22 protein-coding genes are annotated in these 26,567 nt (G+C 73.1%); 14 read left to right on the top strand and 8 right to left on the bottom strand.

Translation table 11 applies throughout. The annotated features are described in order from the left end of the window. The first annotated feature begins 116 nt into the window (after nt 1-116). From KZX60_RS06375 to KZX60_RS06365, 3 genes are read left to right on the top strand one after another with little or no spacing between them, the layout of a single operon-like run. On the top strand, nt 117-1,913 hold the full coding sequence (locus KZX60_RS06375) for an AMP-binding protein (protein WP_248116582.1): 1,797 nt from the start codon (nt 117-119) through the stop codon (nt 1,911-1,913). Nucleotides 1,914-1,927: 14 nt separating this feature from the next. After that, nucleotides 1,928-2,479, top strand: a complete 552-nt coding sequence (locus KZX60_RS06370; RefSeq protein ID WP_248116581.1) for a MarR family transcriptional regulator — start codon at nt 1,928-1,930, stop codon at nt 2,477-2,479. Then, nucleotides 2,476-2,910, top strand: a complete 435-nt coding sequence (locus tag KZX60_RS06365; RefSeq protein ID WP_248116578.1) for a GNAT family N-acetyltransferase — start codon at nt 2,476-2,478, stop codon at nt 2,908-2,910. The genes KZX60_RS06370 and KZX60_RS06365 overlap by 4 nt, the downstream gene beginning before the upstream one ends. A gap of 49 nt (nt 2,911-2,959) precedes the next feature. On the opposite strand, the gene KZX60_RS06360 is transcribed toward KZX60_RS06365, so the two are convergent. Next, a complete protein-coding gene (locus tag KZX60_RS06360) occupies nt 2,960-3,733 on the bottom strand; it encodes an SDR family NAD(P)-dependent oxidoreductase (RefSeq protein ID WP_248116576.1) in 774 nt (257 codons plus the stop codon). Between the two features lie 182 nt (nt 3,734-3,915). Here KZX60_RS06360 and KZX60_RS06355 point away from each other — a divergent pair, with 182 nt between their 5' ends. Genes KZX60_RS06355 through KZX60_RS06340 form a run of 4 tightly spaced genes read left to right on the top strand, consistent with a single transcriptional unit; the run spans nt 3,916 to nt 8,365 of the window. After that, a complete protein-coding gene (locus KZX60_RS06355; protein WP_248116574.1) occupies nt 3,916-5,430 on the top strand; it encodes a CoA-acylating methylmalonate-semialdehyde dehydrogenase in 1,515 nt (504 codons plus the stop codon). A gap of 39 nt (nt 5,431-5,469) precedes the next feature. Continuing rightward, nucleotides 5,470-6,387 carry a 3-hydroxyisobutyrate dehydrogenase gene (gene mmsB, locus KZX60_RS06350; RefSeq protein WP_248116571.1) on the top strand — a complete coding sequence of 306 codons (918 nt, stop codon included), beginning with the start codon at nt 5,470-5,472 and terminating at the stop codon, nt 6,385-6,387. Continuing rightward, nucleotides 6,384-7,181 (top strand): enoyl-CoA hydratase-related protein, encoded by a 798-nt coding sequence (locus KZX60_RS06345; protein WP_248116569.1) that lies wholly within the window; start codon nt 6,384-6,386, stop codon nt 7,179-7,181. Before mmsB ends, KZX60_RS06345 begins: the two co-directional genes overlap by 4 nt. After that, nucleotides 7,178-8,365, top strand: coding sequence for an enoyl-CoA hydratase/isomerase family protein (locus KZX60_RS06340; protein WP_248116568.1), 1,188 nt, complete (start codon nt 7,178-7,180; stop codon nt 8,363-8,365). Before KZX60_RS06345 ends, KZX60_RS06340 begins: the two co-directional genes overlap by 4 nt. 102 nt (nt 8,366-8,467) lie before the next feature. On the opposite strand, the gene KZX60_RS06335 is transcribed toward KZX60_RS06340, so the two are convergent. Continuing rightward, the gene (locus KZX60_RS06335; protein WP_248116566.1) at nt 8,468-9,601 is read right to left on the bottom strand and encodes an acyl-CoA dehydrogenase family protein; all 1,134 of its coding nucleotides are present in this window, start codon (nt 9,599-9,601) and stop codon (nt 8,468-8,470) included. A gap of 163 nt (nt 9,602-9,764) precedes the next feature. Between KZX60_RS06335 and KZX60_RS06330 the strand changes: the two genes are divergently transcribed. After that, nucleotides 9,765-10,712, top strand: coding sequence for an acyl-CoA thioesterase domain-containing protein (locus KZX60_RS06330; protein WP_248116564.1), 948 nt, complete (start codon nt 9,765-9,767; stop codon nt 10,710-10,712). A 61-nt stretch (nt 10,713-10,773) separates the two neighbouring features. Here KZX60_RS06330 and KZX60_RS06325 read toward each other — a convergent pair whose 3' ends face one another. The 4 genes from KZX60_RS06325 to KZX60_RS06310 form a co-directional block, all read right to left on the bottom strand. After that, nucleotides 10,774-12,171: an MFS transporter gene (locus KZX60_RS06325; protein WP_248116562.1), complete on the bottom strand. Its 1,398-nt coding sequence runs from the start codon at nt 12,169-12,171 to the stop codon at nt 10,774-10,776. A gap of 176 nt (nt 12,172-12,347) precedes the next feature. Further along, nucleotides 12,348-14,114 carry a cytochrome b/b6 domain-containing protein gene (locus tag KZX60_RS06320; RefSeq protein ID WP_248116560.1) on the bottom strand — a complete coding sequence of 589 codons (1,767 nt, stop codon included), beginning with the start codon at nt 14,112-14,114 and terminating at the stop codon, nt 12,348-12,350. A gap of 52 nt (nt 14,115-14,166) precedes the next feature. Further along, nucleotides 14,167-15,177: an electron transfer flavoprotein subunit alpha/FixB family protein gene (locus KZX60_RS06315; RefSeq protein WP_248116557.1), complete on the bottom strand. Its 1,011-nt coding sequence runs from the start codon at nt 15,175-15,177 to the stop codon at nt 14,167-14,169. A 23-nt stretch (nt 15,178-15,200) separates the two neighbouring features. Beyond that, nucleotides 15,201-15,983, bottom strand: a complete 783-nt coding sequence (locus KZX60_RS06310; RefSeq protein ID WP_248116555.1) for an electron transfer flavoprotein subunit beta/FixA family protein — start codon at nt 15,981-15,983, stop codon at nt 15,201-15,203. A 124-nt stretch (nt 15,984-16,107) separates the two neighbouring features. Between KZX60_RS06310 and KZX60_RS06305 the strand changes: the two genes are divergently transcribed. The 3 genes from KZX60_RS06305 (at nt 16,108) to KZX60_RS06295 (ending at nt 19,815) form a co-directional block, all read left to right on the top strand. After that, on the top strand, nt 16,108-17,031 hold the full coding sequence (locus tag KZX60_RS06305) for an NUDIX hydrolase (protein WP_248116553.1): 924 nt from the start codon (nt 16,108-16,110) through the stop codon (nt 17,029-17,031). A 144-nt stretch (nt 17,032-17,175) separates the two neighbouring features. Continuing rightward, complete coding sequence (locus tag KZX60_RS06300) at nt 17,176-18,597, top strand: L-serine ammonia-lyase (protein ID WP_248116551.1); 1,422 nt, start codon at nt 17,176-17,178, stop codon at nt 18,595-18,597. An 81-nt stretch (nt 18,598-18,678) separates the two neighbouring features. Next, on the top strand, nt 18,679-19,815 hold the full coding sequence (locus tag KZX60_RS06295) for a YihY/virulence factor BrkB family protein (RefSeq protein WP_248116549.1): 1,137 nt from the start codon (nt 18,679-18,681) through the stop codon (nt 19,813-19,815). Nucleotides 19,816-19,925: 110 nt separating this feature from the next. Here the strand turns inward: KZX60_RS06295 and KZX60_RS06290 are convergent, their stop codons facing one another. Next, a complete protein-coding gene (locus tag KZX60_RS06290) occupies nt 19,926-21,377 on the bottom strand; it encodes a thermonuclease family protein (protein ID WP_248116547.1) in 1,452 nt (483 codons plus the stop codon). A 135-nt stretch (nt 21,378-21,512) separates the two neighbouring features. Then, nucleotides 21,513-22,430: a tryptophan-rich sensory protein gene (locus KZX60_RS06285; RefSeq protein ID WP_248116545.1), complete on the bottom strand. Its 918-nt coding sequence runs from the start codon at nt 22,428-22,430 to the stop codon at nt 21,513-21,515. A gap of 144 nt (nt 22,431-22,574) precedes the next feature. Between KZX60_RS06285 and KZX60_RS06280 the strand changes: the two genes are divergently transcribed. From KZX60_RS06280 to poxB, 3 genes are all read left to right on the top strand, one after another. Next, the gene (locus KZX60_RS06280; protein WP_248116543.1) at nt 22,575-23,471 is read left to right on the top strand and encodes a haloacid dehalogenase; all 897 of its coding nucleotides are present in this window, start codon (nt 22,575-22,577) and stop codon (nt 23,469-23,471) included. Between the two features lie 86 nt (nt 23,472-23,557). Next, nucleotides 23,558-24,628 carry a 2-oxoglutarate and iron-dependent oxygenase domain-containing protein gene (locus KZX60_RS06275; RefSeq protein WP_248116541.1) on the top strand — a complete coding sequence of 357 codons (1,071 nt, stop codon included), beginning with the start codon at nt 23,558-23,560 and terminating at the stop codon, nt 24,626-24,628. Nucleotides 24,629-24,782: 154 nt separating this feature from the next. After that, nucleotides 24,783-26,498, top strand: coding sequence for a ubiquinone-dependent pyruvate dehydrogenase (poxB, locus tag KZX60_RS06270; protein WP_248116539.1), 1,716 nt, complete (start codon nt 24,783-24,785; stop codon nt 26,496-26,498). Nucleotides 26,499-26,567: the final 69 nt, after the last annotated feature.

Here is a 26,567-nt window from a genome sequence, read left to right as displayed (position 1 = left end):
AGTCCGACTGTAGGACTTCCGACTATCCATGTCTGTGAGTAGTGTTGCAGATCACAACGGACATCGGCCACGGGCGGCCCGCGCCCCTGCCGCCCGCCCCGACGAGGAGGACTCCCTTGACCACCCCGGACACCACTCCCCAGGCCCCCGCCACCACAGACCAGAGCGAGGTCACCGCGGCGTTCCGCGCCGCCCGCGACCTCCTCGTCGAGTGCCAGACCGACTACGACCGGGCCCGCGCCGAGTTCGCGTGGCCCCGCTTCGAGCACTTCAACTTCGGATTCGACTGGTTCGACCAGCTGGCGAAGGACCCCGCCCGCGCGGACGTGCCCGCGCTGATCATCGCGGAGGACGACGGGCGCAGCACCGAGCGGACCTTCGCGGAGCTCTCCGCCGCCTCGAACCGCGTGGCCACCTGGCTCACCGAGCAGGGCCTGCGCCGTGGCGAGCGCCTGATCCTCATGCTGAACAACCAGGTGGAGCTGTGGGAGTTCATGCTCGCGTGCATCAAGCTGCGCGTCGTCATGATCCCCACCACCACGCAGATGACGTCGGCCGACCTCGAGGACCGCGTCGAGCGCGCCGAGGCCTCGTGGGCCGTGGCCGGCGCCGAGGACCTCGCCAAGTTCGCGGGGGTGGGCGAGGGCCTGCGCCTCGTGCACGTCCCCGGCGTCTTCGCCGAGGGTGCGGACCGCACGGCCCCTCGAGTCGCCGGCCACACGGTGCTCTCCTACGACGACGCCGCCGCCTCCTCCTCGGAGCTGACCCCGGACGAGCCGACACCGGCCGAGGAGACGCTGCTGTTCTACTTCACGTCCGGCACCACCTCGAAGCCCAAGCTCGTGGAGCACACCCACACCTCCTACCCCGTGGGCCACCTGACCACGGTGTACTGGATCGGCCTCGAGCCCGGCGACGTGCACCTGAACGTGGCCTCGCCAGGGTGGGCCAAGCACGCGTGGTCCACCTTCTTCGCCCCGTGGATCGCGGAGGCCACGATCTTCGTGCACAACGCCCGCAAGTTCGACCCCGCCTCCCTCATGGCGAACATGGCCCGCTACGGGGTCACGAGCTTCTGCGCCCCGCCCACCGTGTGGCGCATGCTGATCAAGGCGGACATGACCCAGCTGGCCACCCCGCCGACGAAGGCGATCTCCGCCGGCGAGCCCCTGAACGCCGAGGTCATCGACCAGGTCCAGAAGGCCTGGGGCGCCACGATCCGCGACGGGTTCGGGATGACCGAGACCACCCTCCAGGTGGCCAACACGCCGGGGCAGAAGGTCGTCATCGGTTCCATGGGCCGCCCCCTGCCCGGCATGGACGTGGTCCTCATCGACCCGCTGACCGGCGCGGAGGCCGCGGAGGGCGAGATCTGCCTCCGCCTGGACCCGCGCCCCGTGGGCCTGCTGAAGTCCTACTACGGCAACCAGGAGAAGACCGACGACGTCTTCCGCGACGGCGTCTTCCACACCGGCGACATCGCCTCCCGCGACGAGAACGGCGTGCTGACCTATGTGGGCCGCGCCGACGACGTGTTCAAGTCCTCCGACTACAAGGTCTCCCCGTTCGAGCTCGAGTCCGTGCTCGTGCAGCACGCGGCCGTCATGGAGGCGGCCATCGTGCCGACCCCGGACGAGGTGCGCCTGGCCGTGCCCAAGGCGTTCGTGACCCTCGCCCCCGGCCACGAGCCCACGGCGGAGACGGCCCGGGCGATCCTGCAGTACACGCTCACGCAGCTGCCCCCGTACAAGCGGATCCGCCGCATCGAGTTCCTCGAGCTGCCCAAGACCATCTCGGGCAAGATCCGCCGCGTGGAGCTGCGCAAGGCGGAGGTCTCCCGGTCCGAGACCGGCGAGGCCCCCGAGGGCTACGGCGCCGAGTACCGCGAGGAGGACCTGGACCTGCAGCGCTGACTAGGCTGGAATCCATGACCGCCAACAGCACGCCCCTGACCAAGGACCCCATCGCGGAGGCCGCCCTGAACTGGGAGCGCCACGGATGGGGCGAGGTCGCGGCCCCGATGGCGGCGGTCACCTCGATCATGCGCGCCCAGCAGATCCTCCTGGCGCGCACGCAGACGGTGCTCAAGCCGTTCGGCCTGACGTTCGCCCGCTACGAGCTGCTCGCCCTCCTGAACTTCTCCCGGGAGAAGCGGCTGCTCATGTCCAAGGCGAGCGCGCTCCTGCAGGTGCACCCCACGTCCGTGACCAACGCGGTGGACCGCCTCGAGGCCGCGGGCCTCGTGGAGCGCCGGCCGCACGAGTCCGACCGTCGGGCCCTCGTGCTGGTGCTCACGGACGAGGGCACGAGGGTGGCCGCGGAGGCCACGGAGGCGCTCAACGCGGAGGTGTTCGGGCAGACGGGCTTCGAGGACGGCGACGTCGCGCAGCTCAACGAGATCCTCGCCCGCTTCCGGGCCCAGGCGGGGGACTTCGAGGCCGGGGACGGCGCGGAGAGCCCGGCCGGGCGGGACCGATGAGCGGGACGCCCGCGGACATCCGCTGCTCCGCCGGCAGGATCCCCGGCGCGAAGGACGTGCGGGCGCTCTACGACTCCGTCGGCTGGTCCGCCTACACCGACGACCTCGACTCCCTGATGCGCGGGCTCGCCGGCTCGGCGCACGTGGTGACGGCGTGGAGGGACGAGCGCCTCGTGGGCCTGGCCCGCGTGATCTCGGACGGCCACACCATCGCGTACCTGCAGGACGTGCTGGTCGATCCGGAGCACCAGCGCCGCGGGATCGCCTCCGAGCTGGTCGGCAGGGCGTTCGCGCCGTTCGCGTCCGTCCGTCAGCACGTCCTCATGACGGACGCCGAGGAGAGGCAGCGCGCCTTCTACGAGTCCCTGGGGTTCCGGGAGATCCGAGACTTCCCGCACGGCGGCATGCGCGGCTTCGTCCGCTTCTCGTGAACGAGCCCGCCCCGTTGTCCGCCCGGGCAGCCAAGCCCCGCCGGACGGCTCAGCGGGGCTCGAGGCGCACGGCGCCGTCGAGGCGGATGACCTCGCCGTTGAGGAACGGGTTGGCCACGATCTGCTCCACGAGCAGGGCGTAGTCGTCCGGGCGGCCCAGGCGGGCGGGATGCGGGGTCTTCGTGGCGAGCGCCTCGCGCGCGGCCTCGGGCAGGCCGGCCATCATCGGAGTCTCCATCAGGCCCGGCGCGACCGTCACCACGCGGATCGCGCTCTGGGCGAGCTCGCGCGCGGCCGGGAGGGTCATCGCGACCACGGCGCCCTTCGACGCGGCGTAGGCGATCTGCCCGATCTGGCCGTCGTAGGCGGCCACGGAGGCGGTGTTGACGATCACGCCGCGGTCCTCGCCCCACAGCTCCTGCCCCTGCATCGCCTGCGCGGCACGGGCCATGAAGTTCACGGTGCCCACGGTGTTGATCGCGAGGACGCGCGCCAGCGTCTCGGCCGGCAGCGGGCCCCCGCGGCCCACGAGCTTGCCGGGGGTGGCCACGCCGGCGCAGTTGACCAGGACGCGCAGGGGCGCGAGCTCGGCGGCCGCGGCGACGGCGGCCTCCGCCGCCGCCTCCTGGGTGACGTCGCCGGGGACGAACCGCGCCCGCTCGCCCAGGGAGGCCACGGCGTCGGCGCGGAGGGTCTCCCCCTCACGGTCCGGCAGGTCCACCACCACGACGGCGGCGCCCGCCTTCGCGAGCCGGCGCGCCGTGGCGCGGCCGAGGCCGGAGGCGCCTCCCGTGACGATGGCGCTGGCGTTCTTCAGGTCCATGAGGGCTCCTCACCTCGGGGCGGGGATTACTCCCGGCGTTCGATAGTTGCATGTCCTACGTTCTCGCCATAGATTAGCGGCAACGTCATCCAGATCACACCGCACGGCCCCGCGGCAGCGCCAGCTCCGGGCTCCCGGGACCGACCTCCACCGCCTCGACCATCGCTTCAGGAGCCGCCACCATGTCCCTCGAGACCTCCACCCCCGTGATCCCCCACTTCGTGCACGGACGCCGCACCGACGGCGAGTCCGGCCGCTTCGGCGACGTGTACCACCCGGCCCTCGGGCAGGTGGCCGGACGCGTGCCGCTGGCCACGAAGGAGGAGGTGGAGGCCGCCGTCGCCTCCGCGGAGCAGGGGTTCCAGGCCTGGTCCCGCCTCAACCCGCAGCGCCGCGCCCGCATCCTGCTGCGCTGGGTGGACCTGATCAACGCGCACGCGGACGAGCTGGCCCGGACCCTGGCCCAGGAGCACGGCAAGACCGTCCCGGACGCTCGCGGCGACATCCAGCGCGGCGTCGAGGTGGTCGAGTTCGCCGCCGGCGCGCCGCACCTGCTCAAGGGCGAGTTCTCCTCCGAGGTCGGCCGCGGCGTGGACGTGCACTCCATCCGCCAGCCCCTCGGCGTGGTCGTGGGCATCACCCCCTTCAACTTCCCCGCGATGATCCCCCTGTGGAAGGCCGGCATCGCGCTGGCCGCGGGCAACGCGTTCATCCTCAAGCCCTCCGAGCGCGACCCCTCCGTGCCGGTGCGCCTGGCCGAGCTGGCCCTCGAGGCCGGCATGCCCGAGGGCACCCTCAACGTGGTGCACGGGGACAAGCTCGCGGTGGACACCCTCATCGAGGACCCGCGCGTGAAGGCCGTGGGCTTCGTGGGCTCCACCCCGATCGCCCAGTCCATCTACGAGCACGCCGCCCGCATGGGCAAGCGCGCCCAGTGCTTCGGCGGGGCCAAGAACCACGCCGTGATCATGCCGGACGCGGACCTCGAGATGGCCGCGGACGCCCTGATCGGCGCCGCGTTCGGCTCCGCCGGCGAGCGCTGCATGGCCCTGTCCGTGGCCGTCCCCGTCGGGGAGGAGACCGCCGACCGCCTCGTGGCCCTGCTCCGCGAGCGCATGGAGGGCCTGAGGGTCGGTCCGTCGCTGGAGGAGTCCTCGGACTTCGGGCCCGTCGTCTCGAAGGACGCGCAGCGCCGTATCGAGGAGTGCATCGCCTCGGGCGTCGAGGAGGGCGCCGAGCTGGTCGAGGACGGCCGCGGCGTCGTCGTCGAGGGCCACGAGGACGGCTTCTACGTGGGCGCCACCCTGTTCGACCGCGTGAGCCCGGACATGCGGATCTACCGCGAGGAGATCTTCGGCCCCGTGCTCTGCGTGGTCCGCGCGAAGGACTACGAGGACGCCCTCGCCCTGCCGAACGAGCACGAGTACGGCAACGGCGTGGCCATCTTCACCCGCGACGGAGACACGGCCCGCGACTTCACCACCCGCGTGGAGGTCGGCATGGTCGGCGTGAACGTGCCGATCCCCGTGCCGATCGCGTACTACACGTTCGGCGGCTGGAAGGCGTCCGGCTTCGGCGACCTCAACCAGCACGGCACGGACGGGCTGAAGTTCTACACCAAGACCAAGACGATCACCACGCGCTGGCCCTCGGGCAACCGCGAGGGCGCCAGCTTCGTGATGCCCGCCGGGTCCTGACCCGCCCCCCACGCACCCACCCCGACTCGGAGGATCCCCATGACCACCGTCCTGTTCCTCGGCCTCGGCCACATGGGCGGCCCCATGGCCGCCAACCTCGCCGCCGCGGGCCACCGCGTGCTCGGCTTCGACCTCGTCCCCGCAGCGCTCGAGAAGGCCCGTGCGGCCGGGATCGAGACCGTCTCGGACACGGCGGCGGCGGCCGCGGAGGCCGACGTCGTGCTGACCATGCTGCCCCACGGGCGCCTGGTGCTGGACGTCTACCGGGGTGCGGACGGCGACGGCGGCCTGCTCGGCGCCGCCCGCCCGGGCACCGTGTTCCTGGACTGCTCCACGATCGACGTGGCGGAGGCCCGCGAGGCCGCCGAGGCGGCCGTGGCCGCGGGCATGCGGGCCGCCGACGCGCCCGTCTCGGGCGGCCAGGTGGGCGCCGAGGCCGGGACGCTCGCGTTCATGGTGGGCGCCGACGACGACGTGTACGCCGAGGTGCTGCCGCTGCTCGAGGTGATGGGCGGGCGGATCGTGCACTGCGGCGGGTCCGGGCTGGGCCAGGCGGCGAAGATCTGCAACAACATGGTCCTGGGCGTCACGCAGATCGCCGTGGCCGAGGCCTTCGTGCTCGGCGAGCGCCTCGGCCTGGACCACCAGGCCCTCTACGACGTGATGAGCCAGGCCTCCGGGCAGTGCTGGGCGCTCACCACCAACTGCCCCGTGCCCGGCCCGGTGCCGGGCTCCCCCGCGAACCGCGACTACCGGCCGGGCTTTGCCGGCGCCCTCATGTCCAAGGACCTCGGCCTCGCCCTGCAGGCCCTGGACCAGCAGGGCGTGGCGGCGGACATGGGCCGCCTCGCGCAGGCCAAGTACGCCGAGTACGCGGCCGGGGATGGAGCCGGGCGGGACTTCTCCGGCATCATCGAGGACATCCGGGCAGCACACACCGAGGAGGATCAGGCATGACCGAGCAGACCACCCCCGACAGCGCCGCGTCGCCGATCGTCGTCGAGCGCGAGGGCCGCGTGGCGCATGTGCGCCTCAACCGGCCGAAGGCGCTCAACGCGTTGGACGAGGCCACCATGAAGGCCGTCGTCGCGGCCGTGCAGGAGGCCGACGTCGACCCCGCGGTGGGCGCGATCGTCCTCTCCGGATCGCCCAAGGCCTTCGCGGCCGGCGCGGACATCAAGGAGATGGCCGCCAAGGACTTCTCTGAGATGTACGCGGCCGACTGGTTCGCCGGGTGGGAGGGCCTGACCCGGGCGCGCACGCCGATCGTCGCGGCCGTGACCGGCTACGCGCTCGGCGGCGGCTGCGAGCTCGCGATGATGGCGGACGTGCTGATCGCCGGCGAGGGCGCGAAGTTCGGCCAGCCGGAGATCAACCTCGGCGTCATCCCCGGCATGGGCGGCTCGCAGCGCCTGACCCGCGCCGTCGGGAAGGCCAAGGCGATGGACATGATCCTCACCGGCCGCATGGTCGGGGCGGAGGAGGCGGAACGGATCGGCCTCGTCAGCCGCGTGGTGGCCGACGACGCGGTCGTCGCCGAGGCCCTCGAGGTCGCCGCGACCATCGCGTCCAAGTCCAAGCCCACCGCGCAGATGGCCAAGGAGGCCGTCAACGCGGCCTTCGAGACCACGCTCGCCCAGGGCATCGCGTTCGAGCGTCGCGTGTTCCACGCCGGCTTCTCCACCGCGGACCAGAAGGAGGGCATGGACGCGTTCGCGAGCAAGCGCGAGGCGGGGTGGCAGCACCGATGAGCGAGGCGCAGACCACCACGACGACGGCCCCCGCGGCCGGGCAGGACGGTGCGGCGGACGAGGTGCTCCTCGAGGTCCGCGACGGTCTCGGCCGCATCACGCTGAACCGTCCGCGCGCCCTGAACGCGCTGACGCAGGACATGGTCCGGGCGATCGACGCGGCCCTGACCGACTGGGCCGCGGACCCCGCCGTGCGCGGCGTGCTGATCCGCGGCGCCGGGGAGAAGGGGCTGTGCGCCGGCGGCGACGTCGTCTCCCTGCGCGCCTCCCTCCTGGCCGGGCGGTTCGCGGAGGCCGAGCAGTTCTTCCGCGACGAGTACGCGATGAACGAGCGCATCGCCACCTACCCCAAGCCGTACGTGGCCTTCATGGACGGCATCGTCCTGGGCGGCGGCATGGGCGTGTCCGTGCACGGCTCCCACCGCGTGGCCACCGAGCGCACCCGCGCCGGCATGCCCGAGACGGCGATCGGGTTCACCCCCGACGTCGGCGGCTCGTTCCACCTGGCCCGCGCCCCCTTCCAGGCCGGCCGGCACCTGGCCGCGACCTCGGCGCACGCCTCCGGGTCCGACGCGGTGGCCCTGGGCCTGGCGGACGTCTTCGTGGAGTCCGCCCGGCTGGACGAGCTCGAGCAGGCGCTCGCCGGGGCACTCGGTGCCCTCGCCCCGGCCGAGGGCGCGGGCACGCGCGATGAGGCCGCCTTCGCCGCCGCCCATGAGGTGCTCGCTCGCTTCGCCGTGGCCGAGGGCGAGCGGCCCGCCTCCGCCCTCGTGGCCGGCCGCGAGTGGATCGAGGACGCCTACGGCCGGGAGACGGCCGCCGAGGTCCTCGCCACCCTGGACGAGCGCGCCGCCGCGGGCGGGGAGCACGCCGGGGCCGCGGGGAAGGCCGCCGAGGCCATCCGCACCAAGTCGCCGACCGCCGTCGCCGTGGCCCATGAGGCCCAGCGCCGGTTGGCCGCGCGCGGGGCGGACCTGACCGTGGCCGACGCGCTGCGCCAGGAGTTCACGATCGGCACCCACCTGATGCGCGAGCCGGACATGGCCGAGGGCATCCGCGCGCTGCTCGTGGACAAGGACAAGGAACCGACGTGGAGTCCGGCCCGGCTCGAGGACGTCTCGGCCGAGGACGTGGCCAGGCACTTCGAGCCCGTGTCCGGGGTGGACCCGCTGCAGCTCGGCTGAGCCCGCCCCGACGGACGGCGCCCCGTGGTCACGTGTGGTGACCGCGGGGCGCCGTGCTGTGTGTGTGGGGGCCGGGCGGGGCGACCGGGCGGGCCCCCGGTCTCAGCCGATCAGGCCGCGGCCCACGATCATGCGCATGATCTCGTTCGAGCCCTCGAGGATCCGGTGCACGCGCAGGTCCCGGACGAGCTTCTCCACGCCGTACTCGTGCAGGTAGCCGTAGCCGCCGTGCAGCTGCAGGGCGGTGTCGGCGGCCTCGTAGCCGGACTCGGTGGCCACGAGCTTGGCCATGGCGCACAGGCGCACGGTGTCCGGATCGTTGCGATCCAGGGCGTCCGCGGCGCGCATGAGCATCGTGTGGGCGGTCTCCAGCTTCACGGACATGTCCGCAAGCTCGAAGACGAGGGCCTGCTTGGTGGCGAGCGGCTCGCCGAACGCGCTGCGCTCCTTGAGGTAGCGGGTGGCCTTGTCCAGCGCGGCCAGGCCGCCGCCGATCGAGCAGGCGCCGATGTTCAGGCGGCCGCCGTTGAGGCCCTTCATGGCGATGCGGAAGCCGTCGTCCTCCTCGCCGAGGCGGTCGGCCACGGGCACGCGGACGTCCTCGAAGATCACCTGGCGCGTGGGCTGGGTGTGCCAGCCCATCTTCGTCTCGTTGGGGCCGAAGGAGAGGCCGGGGGTGTCCCTGTGGACCACGACGGCGGAGATCCCCCGGGCGCCCGTGTCCGCGGTGCGGCACATCACCACGTAGCAGTCGGACGCGCCGGCGCCGGAGATGAACTGCTTGACGCCGTTGAGGACGTAGTGGTCGCCGTCGCGGACGGCGCGGGTCTTCAGCGCGGCCGCGTCCGAGCCGGCACCGGGTTCGGTGAGGCAGTAGCTGGCCAGGTGCTCCATGCTCGCGAGCTCGGGGATCCAGCGTGCGCGCTGTTCGTCGCTGCCGAAGGAGTCGATCATCCAGGCCACCATGTTGTGGATGGAGATGTAGGCGGCGAAGGCCGGGTCCGCCTTGGCGAGCTCCTCGAAGATCAGGATCGCGTCCGTGCGCTCCAGGCCGGTGCCGCCGTACTCCTCCCCCACGTAGATGCCGCCCAGGCCGAGCTCGCCGGCCTCGGCGAGCACGTCCACCGGGAAGTGCTTCTCGGTGTCCCAGTCGAGAGCGTGCGGGGTGACGCGCTGCTCGGCGAAGTCGCGGACGGCGTCGACCAGGGCCTTCTGGTCGTCGGTGAGGGGGAACATGGGTTCGTCCTCCTGGGGCTCGGTCCGGCCGCGCGGGCGGTCCACGACGGGGTGGGGCGGGTGACGGCGTGGGCGGCGCCATGGTGTGACTGTCGTCACCACGATAATAGGACATCCAACGATTCTCCGCCTCACCACCGGGCCGTGGGCTAGCGTTCTGCCCGTGCAGACCACCACCAGCCCCACCGCGGACTCGCCCACCGGCCCCCGCTCCCACGCCTCCGGACGAACGGAGCAGCTGTTCGGCATCCGTCGTCATGCCCTGATGAGCGCGCGGGACGGCGCCCTCAACCCGGCAGCGTTCGAGGTCGGCCCCTGGTGCCTCGACCTGGACGGACGGCCCACCGGCGCGGCCGCCACCGTGATCATGGACAACGCCACCGCAGTGGCCGTGCACCACGCGGCCCGGGACATCGAGGCCGTGGTCACCACCGAGCTGCAGGTCAACGTGCTCGGCCCGCTGCCCGCCTTCGACGCCGCGGCCGTCGCCGCCGGGGACGACGACGGCCCGCTGCTGGAGTGCTGGACCCGCCCGCTGAGCTGGGATGCGGGGGGTGGCGTGGCCCGGGCCTGGCTCGAGGACGCGGGCGGACGCCGCGTGGTCGAGGCGACCGGCTGGTTCCAGTCGGTGCCCGCCGGAGCACCGGAGCGGATGGCCGAGTTCGTCGCCGCCGGACGGCTGCCTCGCGGAGCCGAGACCCGCGTGCCCATGCCGGTGCTGCTGGCCGCCCGCCCGGCGTCGTTGGCTCCGGCCGAGCGGGACGTGCGCCCCGGGGTCGCCGCCGCGGCGACCCCGGGCGCCCGCTTCGCCCCCAAGCCCGAGCTGGCCAACCCCTCCGGTGCGGTGCATGGCGGGGCCATGACCCTGCGGGCGGTCACGGCCGCGCAGGCGGCCATGCCGGACCGCGAGCGCTACGACGTCCAGGGCGTGCGCGTGGTGTTCGTGCGCCCGGGCCACGGCGAGATGGTCGCCCTCACGCGGGTGCGGCACGCCGGCCGGTCGTTGCGCCTCGTGGACGTGGACCTCGTGCCGGTCGGCGCCGACGGCGACCCCGTGGCGGACAAGCCGATGGTCCAGGTGCAGGTCACCTTCCGCGCGGCCCGGGGCTGACGCCCCGCACGCCCGAGCGCTTTCGAACGTGAGATAGGGCCTATCTCACGTTCGAAAGCGCTCATTTCCCCGAAGTCACGTTCGAAAGTACCGGGAGTACGGGGGCGCCCACCGCGTCCGGCGAGCCGATCACCGGCACGTCCTCGTGGCCGAGCAGGTCGGCCGGGCGCAGCATCGCCACGCCGAGCAGGGACACGGCCGCAGTGGCGAGGAAGAAGTACATCGGGGAGGCGACGTCGCCGGTCTGGCTGATGAGCCAGGTCGCGATGAACGGGGCCGAGCCGCCGAACAGGGCCACCGGCACGTTGTAGCCCAGGGCGACGCCGGTGGAGCGGACGTGCGCCGGCATGAGCTCGGTCATGGTGGCGTACGGGACGCCGCAGTACAGGCCGGTGGTGACGCCGAGGGCCAGCAGCGAGGGGACGAGGGGCAGGGAGCCCTCTGTGCCGGGCGCGGTGAGGAAGAACCAGACCACGGCGCCGGAGACCAGCAGGGCGCCGATCGCGAGCATGGGGCGGCGGTCGCCCATGCGGTCCGAGATCGCACCGCCGACCGGCATGAACGCCGCGGCGGTGACGCCCGTCAGCAGGACCAGCCAGAAGATGGCGCCCGGCTCGACCTCCAGGATGGTCTTCATGTAGGTGGTCAGGTAGGTCAGCACGAGGTAGAACGTGGAGCCCAGCAGTGTGATGACCGCGCCCATGAGGAAGAGCTGCCGCTGGTGACGCAGGGTCTCGCGCAGCGGGGCCTTCGAGGTGCGGCCCTCGGTGTGCAGGCGCTGGAACTCAGGGCTGTCCTCGAGCTTCATGCGGATGAACACCGCCACCGCGCCCAGCACGCCGGCCAGCAGGAACGGCAGGCGCCAGCCCCACGCGGCCATGGCCTCGGTGCCGATGATCGCGCCCAGGCCGTTGGCGACGACGCCGCCCAGCAGCAGGCCCACGGCGGCGGTGACCATGAGGAAGGAGGTCGCGAAGCCGCGCCGGCCCTTGACGGCGTACTCGGCCACGAACGCGGAGATGGTGGACACCTCGCCGCCGGCGGAGAAGCCCTGGACCAGGCGCATGAGCACGAGCAGGGCCGGGGCCGCGACGCCGATGGTCGCGTAGGTGGGCAGCATGCCGATCACGGCCGTGGCGCTGCACATCAGCCCGAGCACGAGCATGAGGGTCTTGCGGCGGCCGATCCGGTCCGCGAGGGGCCCGAAGAACAGGCCGCCGAGCGGACGGACGAAGAAGCTGAGCGCGAAGACGGCGAAGGCGGCCAGGATGCCGACCATCGGGTCCTCACTCTTGAAGAAGTTGGCGGCCACGTAGACGGCGAGGAAGCCGTAGACGCCGTAGTCGTACCACTCGATGAGGTGGCCGGCGATGGCGCCGACGAACGCGCGCCGACGCTGCACGGGGGTGACGGGGGCTTCGGCGACGAAGGCCGCGGGCGGGGCGAGGGACTCGGCCATGGGGGACGCTCCTAGGGTGCGGGGGGCACCGCGACGGTCGACGTCGCTGTGTTCTGAATCACACTAGGGGGCGAAAGTCGGACGTGCAACGATTTTCATCGGCACGTCCACCTGACGGACCACACGACGACGGCGCGCCCTCCAACGGGAGGACGCGCCGTCATCGTGGGGCCGACTCAGCGGCCCACGGTGCCGAACCGGGAGGCCACGGGGGCCGTGAAGGCGGGCTTCAGGAAGAACCACGCGGCGGCGGTGACCGCCACGCTCACGAGGAACACCACCAGGCCCCACGCGTCTGTGGCCCCGCCCCGGGAGGTGTACATGTGGTTCAGATTCGTCAGCAGGCCCGTGAAGGCCACGAGGAACACGTGCACCAGGATGAACGCCACGAAGAAGACCATCACCGGGAAGTGCACCTTGCGGGCCGCCTCCATGGGGAATGCCTTGTTCAGCCCCTTGGCCTCCGTGGGGAACCACGAGGACATGCGCCAGCCCGTGAGGGCGGCGAGCGGGGCAGCCACGAACACCACCAGCGCGTAGGAGAGCATCTGCAGCGCGTTGTAGTGCACCCAGCCGTTCTCCGTGGGCCAGTCCAGGGACAGGTACTGAATGCCGGCGGACAGGGCGTGCTGGAACACGTGCGGGTCCGTGGGCACGATCCGCGCCCAGTGGCCGGTGACGATCAGCAGCACCACGAAGATCACGCCGTTGAGCAGCCACAGCGCGTCGAGTGCCTGGTGCATCCAGATGGTGAGCGAGAACTTCTTCGGGGTGTTGCCCCGTGCGGAGAACAGGCCGTCCTTCGTCGGCGTGAAGTTGGCCGGAGGCCGCGTCTCGTGGCGGATCTGCAGGCCCGTCCGGATGATCAGCACCATCAGGAACATGTTCAGGAAGTGCTGCCAGCCCATCCACCAGGGCATCCCCTCGGGGGTGCCCTCGGGCAGCACGGGGTGCCCGTCGTAGGCGGCGATGAAGTCCGCCACCGGGTCCAGGCTCCGCAGCCAGCGCCCGGCCAGGACCGCGAGCAGCGCCAGCACCACGACGCCGGCCACCGCCGGCAGCGCCTTGCGCAGACGGGACGGGGCGGCAGCGTCAGCGGCGCGGGCGGGCGTGCCGGTGGCGGCACCGGGGGCGGCCTGGGGCGGCTGCGCGGCGGAGGCCGGCGGGGCCGAACGGGTGTCCGGCGCGGTGGGGGTTGGCTCCGCGGCCGGCGCCGCGGCCACGGGGGCGGCGAGGGCCGGTTCCGCATCGGCCGGCTCGGCGACGACCGGCCGGGCCGGCGCCGCGGCGGCGGGCTCGGCGGTGGCCGGCTCCGGTGCGACGACCTCCTGCGCCACCGTCTCCGGCGCGGCGGGGGCGCCCACGGCGGCCAGCTCGGTGAACCACTCCCCCTCCCGGGCGAACGGCACGTACCCGGCCATGCGCCGCCGCTCCGCGAGTGGCACGAGGTCGGACTCCACGGGCGTGCCCGCCCCGGCGGCGGCCGACGCACCGGACGAGGAGGCGGCGACGGCGGCCGCCACGTCCGGCACGACGGGCTCGGTCACCACGGGTGCGGGGGCCTGCGTCGGAGACACCGAGGCGGCGTTCGGCTCGGGGGCGGCAGACCGCGCCGAAGCCGCGGCCGGGGTCGAGCCGGCGGCCGGGGCGGGGGCCCCGCCGAGCCACTCGGCCTCGCGGGCGAACGGGACGTATCCGGCCATGCGGCGTCGCGTGGACAGGGGGGTCAGAGCCGACGCCGGTGCGGTCGGCGCCACCGGGGCGGCGGCCGCGGCCACCGGTGCGGTCGGCGCCACCGGTGCGGTCGGCGCCACCGGTGCGGCGGGCGCCACCACCGGGGCCGGGGCCGCCGTCGTGGTGTCCTGCTCCAGGGCGGGGGCGGGCTCGGTCTCGGCCGGGGCGCCCTTCAGGGGGACGTATCCGGCCATTCGCTGCTTGGGCATGCTTCTCCTCGTCCGAGGGGCGCGGTCCGAGGCAGACCGCGCCCGCACCGGTTCAGCCGCGGCGGGTGCGCAGCTGCTCGATGACCTGCGGGACCACCTGGAAGATGTCCCCGACCACTCCGAAGTCGGCGTGCTCGAAGATCTCGGCGTCCTCGTTCTTGTCGATCGCCACGATGGTCTTGGCGGTCTTCATGCCGGCCAGGTGCTGGATGGCACCGGAGATGCCGAGGGCGATGTACAGGTTCGGGGACACGATCACGCCGGTCTGGCCCACCTGGCGGTCGGCCGCGGTGTAGCCCGAGTCGACGGCGGCACGCGAGGCGCCCACGGCGGCGCCGAGCTCGTCGGCGAGCTGCTCGACGATCGCGAAGCCCTCCTCGGAGCCCACGCCACGACCGCCGGAGACGACGGTCTTCGCGCCGCGCAGAGGCGGGCGGGCGGAGTTCTGCGTGCGGGCGTTCACCTCGAGCACCCGGGCGCCGGCGGTCACCGGGCCCAGCTCGGCGGCGGCCAGCTCCACGACCTCGGGCGCCTCGACGGCCGGGGCCCGGTCCGCGATGGCGCCGGGGCGCATGGTGATGATCCGGGGGCCGCCCTCGCCGGTGGACTCGCTGAGGTAGTCGCCGCCGAACACGGAGTGGCGGGCGATGACCTCGTTGTCGGCCCAGCGCAGCCCCACGGCATCCGCGCACACGGGGCCGCGGGCCCGAACGGACAGACGACCGGCCACCGCGCGGGACTCCGGACTGCCGGAGAGCAGCACAGCCACGGGAGCGGTGCGGGCTGTCACGGCCGTCAGGGCCTGCACGGCCGCGTCACCCAGGGTGGTGGCGGCGTCGTCGGCCACAAGGACGTGGACGCGCGTGGCGCCGTACTCCCCCAGACGGGCGACGGCGGCGCCCCTGCCCTCCGCGCCGGTCACGAGGACGGCCTCGGGCACGCCCACGGTGGCGGCGGCGCCGAGCAGCTCGGCCACGACCGGGCGGAGCGCGCCGTCCGCGCCGATCTCGGCGTGCACCAGCACGGTCTGACCGCTGTTCGCGGCATCGGTCTGCGTCGTCATCTCGGTCTCCTCCACGTTCGCGCTCACACGAGCCCCCGACCCGCGAGGAACTCCACCAGCCGCTCGGCCGCGGTGCCGTCGTCGGTGATCTTCTCGCCCGCGGCACGCTCGGGGCGCGTGTCCGCCGAGACCATCACGGAGCGGTAGGCGGCCTGGGCCGGGCCCGCGGCGATGCCGAGGTCGGCCAGGGACAGCACGGTGAGCGGCTTCTTCTTGGCCGCCATGATGTTCTTGAAGTTCGGGAACCGCGGCTCCGCGGTCTTCTCCGTCAGGCTCGCCACGGCGGGCAGGGCGACGGCGGCGCGCACGTCCGCGTCCGAGGTCGCCACGGTGCCGGTCAGCTCGCCGTCGACCAACTCGGGGGCCTCAGCATGCGGCAGGTAGGGCCGGTCCAGGAGCTCGGCGACCATGGCCGGCACCACGCCGGTGCCGCCGTCCGTGGACAGCGTGCCGGCGAGCACGAGGTCGGCGCCTTCCTTCTCGACGGCCGCGGCGATCACGCGGGCCGTCTCCACGGCGTCCGAGCCGACGAGGGCGTCGTCGGTGATCTGCACGGCGGAGTCCGCCCCCATGGCCAGCATCTTGCGCAGCGTCTTCGAGGAGTCCTCGGGGCCCACCGTCAAGGCCACGATCTCGACGTCAGCTCCGGCGTCCCGCCAGCCCAGGGCGACCTCCATGACGCGCTCGCTGATCTCGTCCGGCACGGGCTCGGCCGCGCCGTCGCGCACCACCCAACCGGTCTCCAGGCTCAGCTCACGCTCCTGCCACGTGTCCGGCACCTGCTTGACCAGCACCACGATCTTCACGGGTGACTCCTCCTCGAATCTCCGCTCGGGGCCGCGCGGCGCCGAGCGGGATGAGGCCCTGCTCGTGGCGCGCACGGCATGCAGGGCTCACGCTACACAACCCCGGTTGACTAGTGTGACGGTGGTGACAGCCTCCCACCCGCCCCGCGCCCCCCACGAGGGCACTCCGCCCCTCGATGCGCCCGCCCGCCCGGCGTCCTCCCTCCTCCTGGTGCGCCCGGGCGAGGAGGACGGCCTCGAGGTGTTCGCCCTCCAGCGCGCCGCCACCATGGCCTTCAGCGCGCACGCCACGGCCTTCCCCGGCGGACGGGTGGACCCGGCCGACGAGCTGCCGCCCGCCCTGTGGGACGGGGTCGACCTCGCGGGGTGGGCGGACAGGCTTGGCCTGCCCGGGGAGCCGGAGGGCGCGCGGAGCACCCTCGGGGACCTCGCCCCGGAGCGCGCCGCCGGGCGCCTGCTGGCCGCCGTCGTGCGGGAGACCTTCGAGGAGGTGGGCGTGCTCCTGGCCCGGGACGCGGCCACCGGCGTCCCGGTGGACGCGCAGCGCGTGGCCGCGCTCCCTGCTGAGCTGCCCGCGCAGGTGGAGCGCCACGAGGTGGACTTCGGCGCGTTCCTGGCGCACGAGGGCCTCGCCCCCGACGTCGGGGCGCTCGTCCCGTGGTCGCGCTGGATCACGCCGCCCGGCGGCGCGCGGCGCTACGACACCTTCTTCTTCGTGGTCCGCCTGCCCGCGGGCCAGTCCCCCGAGCGGGTCTCGACCGAGGCCGCCCAGCACGGCTGGGCCACCCCCGCGGCGCTGCTCGAGCGCTTCCGGGCGGGAGCGGTGAACCTCATGGCCCCGACGTGGTGGCAGCTGCGCGCCCTCGCCGACGCCGAGGGGTGCGAGGACGTGGTGCCCCTGAGCTGGAGCCTCGAGCCGCTGCAGGCCGTCATGCTGAGGGCGAACGCCCCCCGCCCCGACTTCACGGGCGCCGCCGACTACCTGCGCGACCTGGCCGCCTTCCGGGCTGCCGCCACCGTGGAGGAGAGCCCCGACAACGTGCTCTGAGGCCCGGTCTGCCCCTACGCTGGACAGCACGGGAGGGTCGACCACGGCGCCCGTCGTCCGGTGAGCCCGGACCGACGCGCCGGACGCCTCCCGCGGAGCGCCCCACATCCCGGGCCCCGTCCCGGCAACCAAGGAGTCCCCGGCATGTCGCTGAGCGTCCTCGACCTGTTCTCGATCGGCATCGGCCCGTCGTCGTCCCACACCGTGGGTCCCATGCGCGCCGCGCGCCGCTTCACCTCCAGCCTGCAGCAGAACGACGTGCTCGACTCCACCCACCGCGTGAAGGCGGAGCTGTACGGCTCCCTCGCCGCCACGGGCATCGGCCACGGCTCCGACACCGCCGTCCTCCTGGGCCTCGCGGGCCAGGACCCGGAGACCATCGACCCCGACGCCTGCGTGGGGCTCGTCAAGGACATCGTGGACAGCAGCCGCATGCCGCTCGACGGCCGCCGGGAGATCCACTTCGACCGCAGGAAGGACATGGTCCTGCACATGCGGCAGAACCTGCCCGGCCACCCCAACGGCATGCGCCTGACCGCCTTCGACGAGGCCGGCGAGGAGCTGCACACGCGCGACTACTACTCCGTGGGCGGCGGATTCGTGGTCACCTCGGACGAGCTCGAGGCCGAGCTGGACGAGGCCCGGGACGTGAACCGGAAGGACGAGGCCACCGAGGGCGCTGAGCCCTACCCGTTCTCCTCGGGCGCCGAGCTGGTGGCCCACTGCCGCGCCAACGGCATCTCGATCGCCGAGCTGATGCTGGCCAACGAGGCGCTCAAGCACGACCTCGGGGAGCTGCGCGGCAAGCTCCTGGCCATCTGGGCCGTCATGGAGGAGTGCGTCGAGAACGGCACCACCCGCACCGAGCCGATCCTGCCCGGCGGGCTGAAGGTCCGCCGTCGCGCCCCCGCCCTGCGTGCGCACCTCGAGGCCCAGACCGGGGAGAAGGACCCGATGTGGGCCATGGAGTGGGTGAACCTCTTCGCCCTGGCGGTGAACGAGGAGAACGCCTCCGGCGGACGCATCGTCACGGCCCCCACCAACGGCGCCGCCGGCATCATCCCCGCGGTGATGCACTACTTCAAGCGGTTCGAGATGCCGGAGGACGCCACGGACGCCGAGCGCGAGGACAAGGTGGTGGACTTCCTCCTCACCGCCGCGGCCATCGGCATCCTGTACAAGCGCAACGCGTCCATCTCCGGCGCCGAGGTCGGCTGTCAGGGCGAGGTCGGCTCGGCCTGCTCCATGGCGGCCGGCGCGCTGTGCGCGGTGCTCGGCGGCACCCCCGAGCAGGTGGAGAACGCGGCGGAGATCGGAATCGAGCACAACCTCGGCCTGACCTGCGACCCCGTGGGCGGCCTCGTCCAGGTGCCCTGCATCGAGCGCAACGCCATCGCGTCCGTGAAGGCCATCAACGCCGCCCGCCTCGCCCTCCTCGGCGACGGCACGCACCGCGTGAGCCTGGACCAGGCGATCAAGACGATGCGTGACACCGGTGCGGACATGAAGTCCAAGTACAAGGAGACCTCGCGCGGCGGGCTCGCCGTCAACGTCCCCGAGTGCTGACGGGTCCCCGGCCCGGGCCCTGACGGCCCGGGTCGGCTACTGTGGGCGCGACCCCCGACCTGTCATGCGGAAGGACCCACCGTGGCCATTCACCCCGTCGACGCGACCCTCGAGGGCGCGAGGATCGACCCGGAGGAGCGCACGGAGCGCCTGAAGGACGTCAAGCTGGACGGCAAGGGCTGGAAGTACGCCCTCACCCGTGCCCTCAAGGAGTTCGGCAACGACGGCGGCACAGACCTCGCCGCGAAGCTCACCTACTTCATGGTGCTCTCGCTGGCCCCGTCCCTGCTCGCGATCTTCTCCATCCTCAGCCTCGTCCTCTCCAACAACCGCCAGTCCGTGGACGACCTGATCAACCAGATCGCCGGCGCGGTGCCCGTCGAGTACGAGCCCATGGTGACGGACATGATCACCACCATGAGCAACCAGGCGACCGGCGGCATCATCGCCCTGGTGATCGGCATCCTGACCGCCCTGTGGTCCGCCTCCGCGTACGTGAAGGCGTTCAACCGCAGCATGAACCAGGTCTACAACTACGAGGAGGGGCGCGGCTTCGTCAAGCTGACCCTCACCAACCTCCTCACCACGCTCATCCTGATCGTGGGCATCGTGCTCGTGCTGATCTCCCTGGCCCTCAACAAGTCGCTCGTCGAGGGCTTCCTCGCCCCGATCGCCCAGCCGCTCGGCCTGGGCGGCGTGGTGGACTTCCTGCTCGACACCTTCCTGCCGATCTGGGCCTGGGTGAAGTGGCCCGTGGTCATCGTGCTGCTGCTCCTGCTCATCGCGACCCTGTACTACACCACCCCGAACGTGAAGAAGCCGAGCTTCCACATGTTCGGCCCGGGCAACGTCTTCGCGCTCGTCGGCCTGGCCCTCGCCGCCGTCGCGCTGTCCGTGTACCTCACGCAGTTCGCCGGCTACAGCGCCTACGGCGCGATCGGCGGCATCATGGCCCTGCTCTTCGCGCTGTGGATCTTCAACATCGTGCTGCTGCTCGGCGCGGAGATCGACACCGAGGTGGAGCGCGCCAAGCAGCTGACCGCCGGCATGCCCGCCGAGAAGGCCGTGCGCCTGCCCCCCAAGGACACCGACGCCCTGGTGAAGAAGGTGGAGAAGCAGGAGGAGCTGGAGGAGAAGGGCTACGAGCTGCGGGCCGCCCACGAGGACGCCCCGGACACCTCTGACGGCGGCTCCGGCCCCCGCCACGCCACGTCCTGAGCCTCACGTCCCCGGCACGACGAACGGGCGCCCACCTCATCGAGGTGGGCGCCCGTTCGTCTCCTCGCGGCCGAGGCCGGGGGGCCTCCTCTGCGAGGAGGCTCACGGCCTCAGCGCTGGGAGGCGATGAAGCCGGCCGCCGCTGCGGCCGAGGTCGACGCGTAGCAGTTCTTCGCGCTCGTCTGGTCGTAGTGCTCTCCGCCGGGCACGTGGTACTTGCCCGAGCTGCTCACCTTGACCGGGTAGCCGTCCGGGCAGACGCCGCCGTTGCCGGCCACCGGACCGCCGGCGCCCGCTGCGGAGCCCGACGACCCCGACCCCGATCCCGAGCCGCCTGAACCGCCTGAACCGCCTGAACCCGAGGACCCCTCCTCGTCGCAGTAGACGAAGGTCTCGCCGCCCGGGGCGTAGCAGCGGTTCGGCGCCTTGCTGGACGTCCCGCCGGAGGGCCGGCCGGAGGACGAGGACCCCGAGCCGGATCCGCCGGACGTGCCCGCGACGTTCCGGGGCGCGGTCTCGGCCGCCTTCTCCTCTGCGGCGCGACGCGCGGCAGCGGCCCTCTCCTCGGCCTCAGCAGCCCGGGCCGACGCTGCGGCCGCCTCGCGCTTCCGGGCAGCCTCCCGCTGCTCGGCCTCGCGCTCCTGTGCCGCCCGCTGCTCGGTTGCCCGCTCCTCCTCGGCCCGCTGCTCGGCGGCACGGCCCTCCGCGGCACGCTGACCCTCGGCCCGCTGCTCCGGTGCCGCGCTCGCCGTCGGCGCCTCGTCCCGGCCGGCGCCCTCCCCAGCGCTCGACGTGTCTGTGGAGACGAGGTGCTTCACACGGGAGAGCACGTCCGGGTAGAGGGCGCTCATCCAGGCCTGCTCACCGGACGCGGCGCCCGCGTACGCCAGTGCGAGCTCCTCGAGCACGCCCTCCGCGGGTTCCGCTCCCGCCGGTGCCTGCTCGGCCATGACCGGCAGGGAGCAGTCCAGGCCCGGCTGGTTCAGCCCGGCGCCGTCCTCCTCCGCCTCGTTCCAGGCGGCGAGCACCTCGTCGTAGAAGCGACGGTTCGGCTCGAACACCACGGGCACGCCCAGGCCGGCTCGCGCGATCTCCGCGTTCACGAGCGTGGCGCCCTCGAACACGCCGGCCAGCGTGCGGTGGAACCTGTCGTAGCGCTCCTCGTCGTACTGGAGGGTGACGTGGTCCCCCTCCTCCAGGAGGGACTCGAGGAGCGCGGCGGCCTCCGGGCCCCTGCACTGCACCGCCTTGCTCGGGTGCTTCGTCTCGGGGGTGTCGATGTTCAGGAGGCGGACCCGGGTGACGGCGGCCTCGCCGTCCTTGCGCACGTCGACGGTGTCGCCGTCGACCACCCGGACGACCACCGCCGCGTCGCCCTCCACGGCATCGGAGGGCGCGGTGGAGGGCGACACCTCCGCCGCAGGATGGACGGCGGCGCCGCTGGTGCCCGCGGCGGACGGCGGACCGCTCGCGGGCGACGGATCGGAGGCGGTGCAGCCGACGAGGGCGAGGGCTGCGGACGCGGCGGCGAGTCCGGTGCGCAGAGGACGGAGAGGGGTCACGGGGGCTCCTGACGGTGGTGGGGACGGGCGAGGGCCCCGCCGTGCGGCGGGGCCCTCCGTCGGAGTCATCCTCCCACGGTCAGTGCACCGGACTCTCGTGTGGCACGCCCCTGCCGTCTCCGGTCAGGTCCAGAGTCAGCGGCGGCCGTCGATCGGGTCGTCGCCGCCGTCGATGGCGTCGAGGACGAGGTCGCGCGCCTCACCCGTCGCGGACACGTGGGACAGCAGGAGGGAGGCGACCCACCCGAGCAGGACGATCACGGCCGCGCCCCACGCCGTCACCGCCACCGCGCCGGAGAACAGGCCGGCGCCGTCCGAGCGGCCCACGCCCACCCAGAGGAGCCCCCAGGCGAGGGCGAGCGCCGGGGCCAGCCGGCCGCCGTCGTACACGGCGGTGAAGAGGCCCACGATCGCGGCGACCACGATCAGGGTCTGCGCCCACGTGGTGGGCATGAGCTCCGCGGCCCAGCCGGCGGAGGTGAGCCACGCCGCGAGGCTCGCGACGAGGAGGAACGTGGCCCAGCCGAGGTGCAGCCCCTGCACGCCGTCCACGAGGACGCGCTCGGCCACGGTGCGAGGATGGCCCGACTCCAGGAGCGTGAGGATCCGGAACAGCACGGCCACGAGGAGCAGCGCGACGACGACGCTCACCAGGAGCCAGGCGGCGTGGATCGTCCAGATCCACGCGGCGCCGAGCACGGCGCTCGCCATGATCCACGGGCGCAGGCGGTCGTGGCGCACGGTCTGCGCGGCGGGCAGGAACTGCCACAGCGCAGAGGCGAGCAGCCCCAGTCCCACCAGGGCCCACAGCCACAGGGCGGGGCGGGACGGGGAGAGCCAGGAGCCGTCGTCGGTGAACCAGCCGCCGGTCGCGTCGCGGAGGAACGCCCCGGAGCCGAGGAAGGCGGCCACGAGGGAGGCGAGGACGACCAGCAGCATGACCGCATGACGGCCGCGGGAGGTCCGGCCCAGGTCGACGCTCCGGTCGGCGCGGGCGGTGGCCGCGTGGGCGGAGTGCGGGGCGGGGGGCTGGCCGGGGGCGGCGGTGCTCATGGTCTCTCCCAGGTCGGGGTCGGATGGCGCCCGCGCATGCGGATGCCGTTCGTGGTCAGCGTAGCCAACCCGGAGCGGCCTCCGTCAGGTGCCTCTCCCACACCGTCTGGCCTCCCACCCCCGCGCCCCGCCTAGGCTGGGGGCATGAGCGCCCCCTCCCCCCTTGGACTCCTGCTGGACGTGGACGGTCCCCTGGCCTCCACCGAGACCCGCACCGTGCCGGAGGGGATCATCACCACCCTCGCCCGGCTCGCCCAGCGGCGCGTGCCGATCGGCTTCAACACGGGCCGCTCCGCCGACTTCCTCCTGCACAGCGTGATCGCCCCGCTGCGGGCGGCGGGGCTTCCGGACGACGCGCCGTTCTACGCCGTCTGCGAGAAGGGCGCCGTGTGGTTCCCCTTCTCCGCCGTCCCCGAGGGCGAGCTGCCCGAGGTGAGCGTCGACGTCCCCGTCCCGAACTGGGTCCGCACCGATCCGGACATGGCGATCGACCCCGAGCTGCGCGAGGCGATGTGGGCCGTGAACGAGGAGCGGGACGAGGACGTCATGTTCGCCGACCGGACGAAGCTGGTCATGGTCTCCCTCGAGGAGGAGGTGGGCGCGGACGACGCCGAGTTCACCCGGGTGCGCGACGAGGTCGTCGCGGCGATCGAGGACCTGCTGGAGAGGCGGGGCCTCGCCGAGGAGTTCGATGTGGACCCCACCATCATCTCGATCGACGTGGAGCACGCCTCCTCCGGCAAGGACCTCGGCGTCGAGCGGTGCCTGGGCTTGATGGCCGACGACGGCGTCGCCGTCCCCGAGCGCTGGATCACCGCGGGCGACTCCCGCTCCGACTACGCCATGGCGGACGCCCTGCACGCCATGGGCGCGCGCGTGGAGCACATGGACGTCCGCCCGGAGGACGGGATCCCGGAGAAGGCGTACGGCGTCCTCACCGCCGCCGACCTCGCGGAGCGCGGCGTCGGCCAGGCGGAGGACGTGCACGAGCGCGCCGGCGAGTCCCTCCTGCGGTGGGCGGAGCGGGACCTCCTCGGCTGAGCGGGTCCGCGTCACGGGGCGTCACCGGCGTCAACACGGCGACACCGGAAGTGGCGGCCGGCCGGCATCGAGAGTGCACTGGGCCCATGACCGTGCACGCAACCGACACCCCCTCCCCCGCCGATGCGCGGGTCACCGCCCCGCTCGAAGTTCCCGTCCTCGACCTGTCGACCATGCGTCGGGCCGACGGCTCCTTCGACCCCGCGTTCCTGGAGCGCCTGCGCTTCGCGGCGCACAACGTGGGCTTCTTCCAGATCGTGGGCTACGGCGCGGAGCCCGGCCAGGTGGACGCGCTGTTCCGCGTGACCGCCGAGTTCTTCGCCCGCCCCGAGGCGGAGAAGCTGGCGCTGCACAACCAGGAGTCCCCGCACTACCGGGGCTACTCGGCGATCGCCGCCGAGCGGACGCAGGGCCGCCCCGACTCCCGCGAGCAGCTGGACTTCTCCGCCGACCGCGAGCCGATCCCGGCCGAGCGGATCGGCGAGGGGGAGGAGTTCTGGCACCTGCAGGGCCGCAACCAGTGGCCCGCCGGCATGCCGGAGCTCGAGCGCACCGCCATGGCGTGGACGGCGCTGATGGACCGCGTGGGCGAGGACCTCCTCAAGGCGCTCTGCGTGGCCATCGGCCTGGACGAGGACCACTTCTCCGCGGCGTTCGACGGCGACCGCGCGTGGATGGCCAAGCTGGCGCACTACGTCGGCGGCGTGGCCGAGGCCGGGACGCAGGGGGTGGGGCTGCACGCCGACTACGGGTTCATCACCCTTCTGCTGCAGGACGAGGTCGGCGGCCTCGAGGTGCGCCCCTACGGCCAGGACGCGTGGCTGCCGGTGGAGCCGATCCCGGGCGCGCTCGTGGTGAACCTCGGCGAGATGCTCGAGGTGGCCACGGACGGCTACCTCATGGCCACGATCCACCGCGTGCAGTCCCCGCCGCCGGGCGTGGACCGCTACTCCGTGCCGTTCTTCTACTCCCCCCGCCTGGACGCCGTGATCGAGAAGGTGGAGCTCCCGGCCGAGCTGGCCGCGGACGCCCGCGGGGTCTCCGACGACCCGACCAACCCGATGCTCGCCTCCTTCGGCTCCAACATGCTCAAGGGCTTCGCGCGCGCCCATCCGCGGGTGACCGAGCGGTTCCACCCGGGGCTGCTGAACCGCTGAGCCACCCCGCGGGAGCGGAGGTGTGAGCAGGAGGACAGGGCCCGAGTGGACCCCGGGCCCTGTCCTTCCGCACGGCTGCGTCCTAGCGTGGACCGGGAAGCGGCGCCTCCCCTCCCGAGCGGGGCGCCTCCCCCGACCCAGAGAGGTGCGCACCATGGCCACCGTCGCCCGCAACATTGTCGGGAGCCTCCACGCATCCGGGGTCCGCCGGATGTACGGCGTCTCCGGAGACTCCCTCAACGGCCTCACGGACGCGCTGCGCGACCACGGGGGCGTGGAGTGGGTGCCGGTCCGGCATGAGGAGTCGGCGGCGTTCGCGGCCTCGGCCGAGTCCCAGCTGACCGGCGAGCTCGCGGTGTGCGCCGGCTCGTGCGGCCCGGGCAACCTGCACCTCGTCAACGGCCTGTTCGACGCGCAGCGCACCCGCACGCCCGTCCTGGCGATCGCCGCGCACATCCCCTCCGAGGAGATCGGCTCCGGCTACTTCCAGGAGACCCACCCGCAGGAGCTCTTCCGCGAGTGCTCCGTGTACGTGGAGCACGTCTCCTCCGCGGACCAGATGCCCCGCCTGCTGCGCACGGCGATGCGCGCCGCCGTCGAGCAGCGCGGTGTGGCCGTGCTGGTGATCTCCGGCGACGTGGCGCTGACGGAGCTCGACGCCCCCGCCGAGGCCGTCCGGCACACGCCCTCCACCGTGGTCCCCGCGGACACGCTGCTCGCGGAGGCGGCCCAGGCGCTCAACGCCGCCCAGCGGATCACGATCCTCGCCGGCGCCGGCGCGGCGGGCGCCCACCGCGAGGTGGTGGCCCTCGCCGAGCGGCTCCAGGCGCCCATCGTCCACGCGATGCGCGGCAAGGAGCACCTGGAGTACGACAACCCGTACGACGTCGGCCTCACCGGGCTGCTCGGCTTCTCCTCCGGCTACAAGGCGCTCAAGGGAGCGGAGACGCTGCTCATCCTCGGCTCCTCGCTCCCCTACCGCCAGTTCTACCCCGAGGACGCGACGGTCATCCAGGTGGACATCCGGGGCGAGCAGATCGGCCGGCGCATCGCGGTGGACGTGCCCCTCGTGGGCGGGGTGAAGGAGACCGCGGAGGCCCTGCTGCTGCGGCTGCGCGGCAACGCGTCGTCGGCGTTCCTCGAGGAGATCCTGAAGGAGTACCGCACGACGCGGAAGGACCTGGACGAGCTGGCCACGCCGTCCCGCTCCACGATCCATCCGCAGTACCTGGCCCGTCTGATCGACGAGCGCGCCGCCGACGACGCCGTCTTCATCCCGGACGTGGGCTCGCCCGTGATCTGGGCAGCGCGCTACCTCACCATGAACGGGCGCCGCCGGCTCATCGGGTCCATGAACCACGGCTCCATGGCCAACGCCATCATGCAGTCGATCGGCGCACAGGCCGCGTACCCCGGGCGGCAGGTGATCGCGCTCGCCGGCGACGGCGGCCTCTCCATGATGCTCGGCGAGCTGCTCACCCTCGTGCAGAACGGCCTGCCCGTCAAGGTGGTGGTGTTCAACAACTCCTCGCTGAACTTCGTGGAGCTCGAGATGAAGGCGGCGGGCTTCGTCACGTTCGCCACGGACCTGAAGAGCCCGGACTTCTCCGTGGTGGGCGAGGCGGTGGGCCTGCGCGGCTTCCACGCGGAGACGTCGAAGGAGCTGCCGGACGCCGTGGACGCCTTCCTGGCCCACGAGGGCCCCGCGATCCTCGACGTCACGACCGAGCGCCAGGAGCTGACGATCCCGCCGAGCGTGGAGGCCGAGCAGGCCAAGGGCTTCGCCCTCTACGCGATCCGCACCGTGCTGGACGGCAAGGGCACCGAGCTCATCGACCTCGCCAAGGCGAACATCCGCCAGCTGTTCTGAGCGGACCCTGGCGGCCGACGGCGGCGGCCCGTCATCACCGGAGCCGGACAGCCCGCCCCCCCGGTCGGA

Origin of the sequence: Micrococcus sp. EYE_212 (assembly GCF_023147585.1) — a bacterium.
In the GTDB taxonomy this organism is placed as follows: Bacteria; Actinomycetota; Actinomycetes; order Actinomycetales; family Micrococcaceae; genus Micrococcus.
Note: the sequence above shows the minus strand (reverse complement) of the source record. Positions and strands in the feature narration are given on the sequence as shown.

Coding starts and splice junctions, on each gene's coding strand:
- KZX60_RS06370 (WP_248116581.1), top strand. CDS start 1,928: ATGACCGCCAACAGCACGCCCCTGACCAAGGACCCCATCGCGGAGGCC.
- KZX60_RS06365 (WP_248116578.1), top strand. CDS start 2,476: ATGAGCGGGACGCCCGCGGACATCCGCTGCTCCGCCGGCAGGATCCCC.
- KZX60_RS06360 (WP_248116576.1), bottom strand. CDS start 3,733: ATGGACCTGAAGAACGCCAGCGCCATCGTCACGGGAGGCGCCTCCGGC.
- KZX60_RS06355 (WP_248116574.1), top strand. CDS start 3,916: ATGTCCCTCGAGACCTCCACCCCCGTGATCCCCCACTTCGTGCACGGA.
- mmsB (WP_248116571.1), top strand. CDS start 5,470: ATGACCACCGTCCTGTTCCTCGGCCTCGGCCACATGGGCGGCCCCATG.
- KZX60_RS06345 (WP_248116569.1), top strand. CDS start 6,384: ATGACCGAGCAGACCACCCCCGACAGCGCCGCGTCGCCGATCGTCGTC.
- KZX60_RS06340 (WP_248116568.1), top strand. CDS start 7,178: ATGAGCGAGGCGCAGACCACCACGACGACGGCCCCCGCGGCCGGGCAG.
- KZX60_RS06335 (WP_248116566.1), bottom strand. CDS start 9,601: ATGTTCCCCCTCACCGACGACCAGAAGGCCCTGGTCGACGCCGTCCGC.
- KZX60_RS06325 (WP_248116562.1), bottom strand. CDS start 12,171: ATGGCCGAGTCCCTCGCCCCGCCCGCGGCCTTCGTCGCCGAAGCCCCC.
- KZX60_RS06320 (WP_248116560.1), bottom strand. CDS start 14,114: ATGCCCAAGCAGCGAATGGCCGGATACGTCCCCCTGAAGGGCGCCCCG.
- KZX60_RS06315 (WP_248116557.1), bottom strand. CDS start 15,177: ATGACGACGCAGACCGATGCCGCGAACAGCGGTCAGACCGTGCTGGTG.
- KZX60_RS06300 (WP_248116551.1), top strand. CDS start 17,176: ATGTCGCTGAGCGTCCTCGACCTGTTCTCGATCGGCATCGGCCCGTCG.
- KZX60_RS06285 (WP_248116545.1), bottom strand. CDS start 22,430: ATGAGCACCGCCGCCCCCGGCCAGCCCCCCGCCCCGCACTCCGCCCAC.
- KZX60_RS06280 (WP_248116543.1), top strand. CDS start 22,575: ATGAGCGCCCCCTCCCCCCTTGGACTCCTGCTGGACGTGGACGGTCCC.
- KZX60_RS06275 (WP_248116541.1), top strand. CDS start 23,558: ATGACCGTGCACGCAACCGACACCCCCTCCCCCGCCGATGCGCGGGTC.
- poxB (WP_248116539.1), top strand. CDS start 24,783: ATGGCCACCGTCGCCCGCAACATTGTCGGGAGCCTCCACGCATCCGGG.